8 protein-coding genes are annotated in these 7,954 nt (G+C 62.8%); all 8 read right to left on the bottom strand.

The features are described 5' to 3' along the window. Positions 1-103 precede the first annotated feature (103 nt). On the bottom strand, positions 104-919 hold the full coding sequence (locus tag AC1DVA_RS25550; protein ID WP_265052950.1) for an HAD-IIA family hydrolase: 816 nt from the start codon (positions 917-919) through the stop codon (positions 104-106). Beyond that, complete coding sequence (locus AC1DVA_RS25545; RefSeq protein ID WP_265052949.1) at positions 912-1,682, bottom strand: glycerophosphodiester phosphodiesterase; 771 nt, start codon at positions 1,680-1,682, stop codon at positions 912-914. Before AC1DVA_RS25545 ends, AC1DVA_RS25550 begins: the two co-directional genes overlap by 8 nt. Beyond that, complete coding sequence (locus AC1DVA_RS25540; RefSeq protein ID WP_265052948.1) at positions 1,679-2,539, bottom strand: ABC transporter permease; 861 nt, start codon at positions 2,537-2,539, stop codon at positions 1,679-1,681. The genes AC1DVA_RS25545 and AC1DVA_RS25540 overlap by 4 nt, the downstream gene beginning before the upstream one ends. After that, positions 2,536-3,453 (bottom strand): ABC transporter permease, encoded by a 918-nt coding sequence (locus AC1DVA_RS25535; RefSeq protein WP_476807734.1) that lies wholly within the window; start codon positions 3,451-3,453, stop codon positions 2,536-2,538. Before AC1DVA_RS25535 ends, AC1DVA_RS25540 begins: the two co-directional genes overlap by 4 nt. Further along, entirely contained in the window at positions 3,450-5,201 is a 1,752-nt protein-coding gene (locus AC1DVA_RS25530; protein ID WP_476807733.1) for a dipeptide ABC transporter ATP-binding protein, read from the bottom strand. Before AC1DVA_RS25530 ends, AC1DVA_RS25535 begins: the two co-directional genes overlap by 4 nt. 2 nt (positions 5,202-5,203) lie before the next feature. Beyond that, on the bottom strand, positions 5,204-6,754 hold the full coding sequence (locus AC1DVA_RS25525; RefSeq protein WP_265052945.1) for an ABC transporter substrate-binding protein: 1,551 nt from the start codon (positions 6,752-6,754) through the stop codon (positions 5,204-5,206). A gap of 43 nt (positions 6,755-6,797) precedes the next feature. Beyond that, complete coding sequence (locus AC1DVA_RS25520) at positions 6,798-7,583, bottom strand: DeoR/GlpR family DNA-binding transcription regulator (RefSeq protein WP_265052944.1); 786 nt, start codon at positions 7,581-7,583, stop codon at positions 6,798-6,800. A 188-nt stretch (positions 7,584-7,771) separates the two neighbouring features. After that, positions 7,772-7,954, bottom strand: a 183-nt coding sequence (locus AC1DVA_RS25515; RefSeq protein ID WP_476805607.1) for a transposase, incomplete at its 5' end; no start/stop codon positions are given.

The raw sequence follows: 7,954 nt of genomic DNA, 5'->3' as shown, positions 1-7,954 counted from the left end.
CTGCCCGTAAGCGCACTCGGCTTTTTATCATGTCACCCGGGATGGCTCGATCTCAGGCCGCTTCCCAAATCTGATTCAGGATCTTCGCTGCCAGCGGCACAACTCAGTTTTTGACGTCCAGAATTTCGGAGAGAGATCTCAGAATGTAGGTGGGTGCAATTGCGGAGCTTTCGGCCTCGTCCATGGACGTCGCTCCAGTGAGTACGAGTGCCGATGCAATTCCGGCGTTGTTGGCCATCACAATATCCGTATCCAAGCGATCGCCGACCAATAGGCAGCAACCGGGAGCGGCATCGAGCCGCCCCAGCAGATAGCGAGTCATGACATCGGACGGCTTGCCGACGATGGCTTCGCACTTCGCGCCGGAGGAAGCTTCGATCGCTGCGATGATCGCGGCGGCGTCTGGCTCGCCGCCGTCCACCGTAGGCCGGAAGCGGTCGGCGTTGGTCGCCATCAGCCGAGCACCGGCCCGAACCGCACGGAACGCGCGCTTCAGTTTCTCGTAGCAGAAGGCCCTGTCAAAGCTGGCTATGACGATATCGGTATCCGATATCTCGTCGGTCACGACGAAGCCCGCGAGTTCCAGCTCCATCACAAGGGCGCTCTCGCCCAGCACCATCAGGCGCGCCTCTGGTGTTTCCCGCTTGAGCAGCTCGATCAGGACATGCGCGGCGGTGACGACGTCCTCTGCCTCGACCGGCAGGCCCAGACGAGTCAGCTTGCAGGCGTATTCCGTCGAGCGAGCCGTGGTGTTGTTGGTCAGGAATAGGACAGTGCGACCTTGCGCCCGTAGCTCGCTGACGGTTCTAGCCGCCGTGGGCAGCAACGTCTCGCCGAGCAGGATCGTCCCATCGAGATCGAAAACGAATGCTTGGTAGCGCGACGCGATCGAGGCGATCCCGGCAAGGAGATCAGACATCAGAGGCAATGCCCTGCAACCCGTCTCGTACCCGTTTAGCGATGTCCGGATGATCGGTAAGGATGTAGGCTACCGGCTGCCTGAGCCAGTAGTCGAGCCGGCTCGCATCGTTAACGGTCCATATGCCGGCGGTAAGCCCGGCCTCGCCGGCCAGTGCGAGCATGTCGGGCGTGGTTCGTGCGAACGACAATCCGAGATCGTCGATTCCGGCCTCGGCCGCTTGCGCGACGACAGGCCCGAAAGTTTGGATGGATGCCTGGGCGTGCGGCCAGACCGACAGGCTCGTCGGCACCCCCGAGCCCGTGAAGAACGCTAAAGCTGCCGGATCGAAGGACATGACGGTGATGCGGTTGCTCATGCCATGCTTGCCGGCCAGCAACATCACCTGGCGATGGGTCTTCTCGTAGCCGCCAGGCGAACCGCCAGGCTTGACCTCGATACGAACTCGCATCCGGCTAGGCGCGAGGGCGGCCAGCGCCTGGTCGAGCGACGGGGCGCTTTCGTCGATCTGACGCAACGAACTGGATTGGATTTCCGCGAGCGTGAAGCGGCTGATCGGCCCCGTGCCGAAGCTGGTCTGATCCAGTGTCTCGTCATGCATGACGAGCAACTGGTCGTCGCTGGTCAGATGAACATCCAGTTCAACCTGCTCGACGCCGTAAGAGGCAGCGTGGCGAAATCCCGATAGCGTATTCTCCGGAAAGCGGCTGCCGCCACGGTGAGCTGCGATCTCCGGGAGCGGGAAATGCTGTGTATCGTTCATTTCAGACTCGGATCCGTGACGTCGCGCAGCCAGTCGCCGATGGTGCTGATCGACAGGGTAAGGATGAAGATGGCGATGCCCGGGATCGTCGCGATCCACCAGGACGTGACGATATAGTCGCGTCCGAGGCCGACCATGTTGCCGAGACTGGCGAGCGGCGGCTGGATGCCGACCCCCAGGAAGCTTAGCCCCGATTCCAGCAGGATGAGTTCGGGCAGCGCGATTGTCATGTTGACGATGATGATCGCCGCGACGTTGGGCAGCACATGCTTGACGGCGATCGCTACCTCTCCGGCGCCGAGTCGGCGCAGGGCGAGCACATAACCCTTCTCGTACTCGACGAGCGCGAGAGCGCGCACAAGCCGGGCATAGCGCTCCCAGCCATAGGTGCCGAGCAACACGACGAACAGAACGATGTTGTTTCCGAAGAAGGCGAGGATCGCTAGCGCGAAGATGAGGAAAGGGACGGATGCGTGGAAATCGATCGCGACCCGGATGAGGCTGTCCACCCAGCCGCGCAGGAAGGCGGCGGCGAGGCCGAGCGTGACGCCGATGGTCGCGGCGATGAGACAGGCGAGTACCGAAACGAGGAGGCTGACTCGCACCGAGATCATCAGACGGCTGAGGATGTCGCGCCCCAGTTCGTCCGTGCCCAGGACGTGGTGGAATGAGCCACCGAAAAAGATGGGCGGCGTGTTGCGCGCGCGCAGATCGATGGACGCGAAACCATAGGGCGCCAGTCGTTCGGCGAAGATCGCGACGAGGATGAACAGGATCACCATAACCGCAGCCAGGGTGACGGCGATCTCGCGCCGCCTGCGGGGCCGCACGGGTCCGGGAGCGATCAGGTCCGTCATGACGTGCGCAGCCGAGGGTCGAAGATGGCGTAGAGGAGATCCGTCGCGAGATTGGCGAACGCCATCATCGTCGCGACCAGCACCACGATTGTCTGGACGACCGCCACGTCGCGGCGTGCCACCGAGAACACGAGGAACCGGCCGACTCCCGGCCAAGCGAAGACTGACTCGACGATGGCCGCGCCGGCGATGATCCCTCCGAGCGAGAACCCAAAGAGCGTCAGCAATGGCAGTGCCGAACCCGGCAGCACATGGGCGCGAATGAAATACCAGCGCGGCAGGGGCTTGAGGCTTGCGACCGTGATGTAGGGCTGCGCCAACACCTCCAGTGTGCTGGAGCGGACGAAACGGGCGACGACGCCGGCCTGGGACAGGCCGATCACCGCGGCAGGCATGACGAGGTGCAGAACCGATGGCCCGCCGCCGCTCGGCAACAGGCGCAGCGCCACGGCGAGGAGGAGTATGAGCAGGATGGCGAATAGGAAGCTCGGTATGCTGTGAACAAAGATCGCCAGCGACATGATCAGACGGTCGGGAGCGCGTCCGCGATAGCTGGCGGCGAGAAGGCCCAGCGCCGATCCGACCGTAAAGGCAATGACAAGACCCGTCCCCATCAGCAGCAACGTCGCCGGAATCTTCTCGGCGACGACCCGCAAGGCCGGCTGTCTATCGTTCAGCGAGAGGCCGAAATCGCCGCTTGCCAGCTTCATGACGTAGGTGAGGTATTGTTCAGGAAGCGGCTTGTCCAAGCCCCATTCGGTCCGCACCGCCGCGATCTGGTCCTCGGGCGCATCGACGGGCAGCAGAGCGCGCGCAGGATCGCCACTGACGCGCAGGATGACGAAGACGAAGGTCACAGCGAGCAGGACGGTTATCAGGAGTCGCGCGAAGGCGGTCAGGACGGTTCTGGTCATGGGATCGCGTCCTTCAGCAGCGATTCGGTGCTGGGTAGCGACATGGGAATGCTTGCGCGCCGCGAGGTCGGGGCGGCGGCGAAGAGGCTGCGCGAATAGGCATGCCTGGGATTGGAGAGCACCTCCTGGGCCGGTCCCTGCTCGACCATCACGCCAGCGCGCATAACGCCGATCGCGTGCGACATATGGGCTACGACGCGGATGTCGTGGCTGATCAGCAGGATGGTCAGGTCGAGCTCGCGCTGCAGCCTGAGCAGAAGATTGAGGACCTGCGCCTGGATCGAGACATCGAGCGCCGAGGTCGGCTCGTCGCAGATCAGGATGTCGGGCTCGACGATCAATGCGCGCGCGATCGCGACGCGCTGGCGCTGGCCGCCGCTGAGCTGGTGCGGGAGCTTGGCGTAGTGCGCTTCGCCGAGGCCGACCGCCTGCAGCATACGCAGCGCATCCTCGCGCCGACGCGCCCCGGAGCGCTCAGGGAAATGGATGCGACATGCTTCCTCGATCTGCGGGCCGACGGTCTGGCGCCGATCCATCGATCCGTAATGGTCCTGGGCAACCATCTGGACCCGGCGTGCATAGGCCCGCCGCCCATGCGCCAGGAGCTCCTTCATGCTGCGGCCGCCGACGCTGATGCCGCCGCTCTGCGGCTCGCGATCGCCAATGAGCAAGCTCGCGAGCGTGCTCTTGCCGCAGCCGCTTTCACCGATGATACCGAAGGTCGTTCCCGCCGGAACCGCGAAGGAGATGCCGTCGACCGCCTTGGTGATATGCGTGGAGCGGCTGAACCAGCGCCGTTTCGCGAAATGATAGGCGACGTCCGAGACCTCGATCATGGCCGGCTGTTCGGCGGGCTCGGACGCAAGCTGCGGCCTCACATCCACCTTCCGCAGGTCCGGCTGTGTCGGCGATGCCGACAGCGGAGCGTCGAGATTCTGGGGGATTTCCTCGAGCTGCGAGAAAGGCGGTCGATGCCCGGGAATCGCGGCGAAGAGCGCTGCGGTGTAGGGATGCCTGGGTGCGCGGCGGATAGCTTCGCTGGTGTCACACTCCACGACCGCTCCGCGGTACATCACGGCGACGCGATCGCAGAAGCTCGTGACAAGATCCAGATCATGGGAGACGAAGATGATCGACAAGCCCTCGCGCTCGACCAACAGTCGAAGCAGCTTGCAGATCTGAGCCTGGACGGTGACGTCCAGCGCGGTCGTGGGTTCATCTGCGATAAGGACGCGCGGGGATGCGGCAAGTGCCATCGCGATCATCACACGCTGGTTCATGCCTCCCGACATTTGATGCGGGTAGCTAGAGGCTCGCTCGCGCGGCTCGCGGATGCCCACGGTTTCCAGCAGTTCGACGGCCTTGTCCCAAGCTGTCTTCTGAGATGCGCCATCCCTGTGAACGAAAATCTCAGCGATCTGCGAACCGACGGTCCGGATTGGATTGAGTCCGCCTGTCGCATCCTGAAAGATCATGGCCAGTGGCAACCTGCCCTGGCGGCGTTCGTGGACGACGGCCGCGACGTCGATTTCGCGGCCATCGAAATGAACCGTGCCGCTCGCCTCGGCCCGCGGCCCCAGAAGCCCCATAAGGCTGAGGCAACTGACCGTTTTGCCCGACCCGCTTTCCCCCACGACCCCGAGTATTTCGCGCTCCCCAAGCGAGAGGTTCACGCCCCTGACGGCCGGAACGAGGCGCCCGGCCGCCGGATAATGCACGTCGAGATCCCGGATCGAGAGCAGCGCCATGGCTACTTGAACTTCAGCCGCGCCGGGCCGAGATCCATGTAGAGGAAGATGTAGGGCGCCCAGTCCACATTTTTGCGGATGCCGTAGAACACAGCGTTCTGGTGAAGGCTGCTGACGCCGGGATCGTCCCACTCGTTGATCTGCAGCATGCGCCGAAAGGCCTCGCGGCGCGTCTGGATATCGGTGGCGCGTTCCAGAATCTCGCCTTGCTTGTAGAACTCCTCGCTTTCCCAGGCGCCCTGGGCCTTCTGCACGCTGGCCGGGCCGTGCTGACTCCATAGCGAGAACAGCGGATCCGGCAGGAGCGCTGAATTCGACCAGTTGCCAGCCGCGCGCCCATCGCCCGGCGCAAACAGGGCCCCGCCAGGTTCAACCATCACGATACGGACGTTGAGTCCGACCGACTGCCACATCGCCACCATGGCCTGCGTCGTCGCCAACTCTGCCGTGTAGTAGTTGTTGAAGCTGCGGAAGGTGATTTCCTCGCCCTTGTAACCCGCCTCCCTGAGGAGTTTCTTCGCCTCTTCCGGATCGTAGCGGTATTTCGGAAAGTCCTGCAGATACATCTTGCCGTAGAAATCGTATTGCAGCCCGTTGGGGATTTTGGTGCGGCCATCCCACATGGCCTCGACGATCGCCTGCCGGTCGATCGAGACGATCATTGCCTGCCGGACGCGCGGATCCTTGAGAACAGGGTGCGTCTTGTCGAACCAGATCACACGGTGGTTGTTCACCGGCCCGCCGACGATCTTGATGTCCTGGTTGCGTTCGAGAACTTTGAGCTGGTCGGGCGGGATGTCGGAGGCGATGTCATAGTCACCTGCCAGGAGCCCGGCTACGCGCGCGGACACCTCCGGGACGACCTTGAACAACACCGTCTTGGCGTTCGGCTTGCCACCCCAGTAATCGTCATGGGCGGTGAGGACGATGGCATCGTTCGCGACGACGCGGTCGACCTTATAGGGGCCGGCTCCAACGGGCTTGAGACGCCAGGCATTGTAGTCCGGCGCCTTGAGGTAAGCCGCCTTGGAGATGATCTGCGCTGTCCAGGCTGCGAGGCGCTGCTCGAAGATCGGGTCCTGATACTTGGAGGAAAAACGCACCGTGTAGCGGTCGACGGCTTCCACCTTGTCGAGACTGACCCAGTAGCGCCGAACCATCGGAAAGCCTGGCGCTTTCTGCCCCGTCAGACGTTCGGGGCCGAACGAGAAGACCACGTCCTCGGACGTCATCTCGTTGCCGTCGTGGAATTTCACGCCATGCCGAAGCTTCACTTCAAGCTCGGTCGGCGACTTCCAGCTCCAGCTTTCCGCGAGATGCGGCTTCAATTGGAAATCGCCGCCATAGTCGAACTGCAGCAGTGTGTCGTGGATGGAATAGTTGGTGCGGTAGCCAACATTCGATTCGGCATCGAGCGGCTCAGCCGTGGGCGGGTTGGCCTGAACCGCGATGCGCAAGGTCGGTCGATTGTCCTGCGCCTGCGACGAGGGGCCCGCCAGAACGAGGCATGCGACGAAGGCGCCCGCAAGCGCCGATGCTCTCAAAAGCGTCATCTCTTCCTCCCTATGTTTTCTTTTTTGTCCTTGCCCGGCCGCGTTACGCGGCCGTGACACGGTCATCAGGTGGGTGGTGCACCTGAACGTCGCCTTTCCTGATGGCCGGCATGAATTCGGCCGGCGGGAGTCGATCCGTGAAGAGATGGTCGACCTCGCCAATCTTGCCGCCCCTGACCGGGACGCTGCGGCCGAACTTCGTGTGGTCGGCGACGAGAAGCGAGTTTCGCGATCCTTCGACCATCGCCTCGCGCGCCTCGACCTCGCCCTCGTCGAAATCGAGGAGCATACCGTCGGGGTCGACGCCGCCTACACCGAAAATGGAGAAGTCCACCTTGTAGCGTCGGAAAAAAGCGACAGCCCCCGAACCGATGACGTCGCGGTCGCGGCGGCGCAGCAGTCCTCCGGCAATGGCAATCTCGACGCCGGGATTGGCCGACAAGGCAGCCGCAACGTTCAGGCTGTTCGTGAACACGCGCAGATCACTGTGATCCGCGAGAGCGACCGCCACACATTCCGGGGTCGTCCCCAGTCCGATGAACAACGAAGCGCCATTGGGCACGAACCGCGCGACTGCGGCTGCGATCAGCTTCTTCTCGGCCAAACGAAGCACCTGCCTCGTCCTGTATTCCAGATTGGCCCCGTCGGTAGGCGGGCTGACCCCGCCGTGAGAGCGCTTCAACTTGCCTTGATCAGACAGCCGGTTGACGAGGCGTCGAATGCTTTGAGGCGAAAGGCCGAACGAGCGAGATAGATCTTCAATCGAAACATATCCGTTCGATTGAACGAATTCCACAAGTTGCCCATCTCGTTCATATGAAGCATTCATATGTTCATTCGAGCGAAAGGAGAGACTTCTGTCAAGGATGTAAAACCGCCACAGCCTCCCCTGCAGTCCGGATTTTATGTAAGGAAAGCGGTTCCTATTCCGGACAGCGCCAGGAGCGGACTCTGGATGGTTGCCCGGACCCGGACCTTCGGAGTTCATCTACGTGAGGTCTGTTGGCGACGGCGGGCTCAACTGATCGCCGCAACACACTCGGCGAACCTCTCGGCTGGGGTTTGATAGAGCAAGGTCTTTCTGGGCCGTTCGTTGAGCTGACGGGCGATGGCGCTGAGCTGGGCCTGGCTTTGCAGGGACAGGTCGGTTCCGTGGGGAAGATACTGGCGCAGGAGCCGGTTGGTGTTCTCGTTCGAGCC

This window comes from Allobosea sp. P4_C6 (genome assembly GCF_056402015.1).
Note: the sequence above shows the minus strand (reverse complement) of the source record. Positions and strands in the feature narration are given on the sequence as shown.

Bases quoted from the DNA above. Each gene is read 5' to 3' on its own strand.
- AC1DVA_RS25550 (WP_265052950.1), bottom strand. From the start codon at position 919: ATGTCTGATCTCCTTGCCGGGATCGCCTCGATCGCGTCGCGCTACCAA.
- AC1DVA_RS25545 (WP_265052949.1), bottom strand. From the start codon at position 1,682: ATGAACGATACACAGCATTTCCCGCTCCCGGAGATCGCAGCTCACCGT.
- AC1DVA_RS25540 (WP_265052948.1), bottom strand. From the start codon at position 2,539: ATGACGGACCTGATCGCTCCCGGACCCGTGCGGCCCCGCAGGCGGCGC.
- AC1DVA_RS25535 (WP_476807734.1), bottom strand. From the start codon at position 3,453: ATGACCAGAACCGTCCTGACCGCCTTCGCGCGACTCCTGATAACCGTC.
- AC1DVA_RS25530 (WP_476807733.1), bottom strand. From the start codon at position 5,201: ATGGCGCTGCTCTCGATCCGGGATCTCGACGTGCATTATCCGGCGGCC.
- AC1DVA_RS25525 (WP_265052945.1), bottom strand. From the start codon at position 6,754: ATGACGCTTTTGAGAGCATCGGCGCTTGCGGGCGCCTTCGTCGCATGC.
- AC1DVA_RS25520 (WP_265052944.1), bottom strand. From the start codon at position 7,583: ATGAATGCTTCATATGAACGAGATGGGCAACTTGTGGAATTCGTTCAA.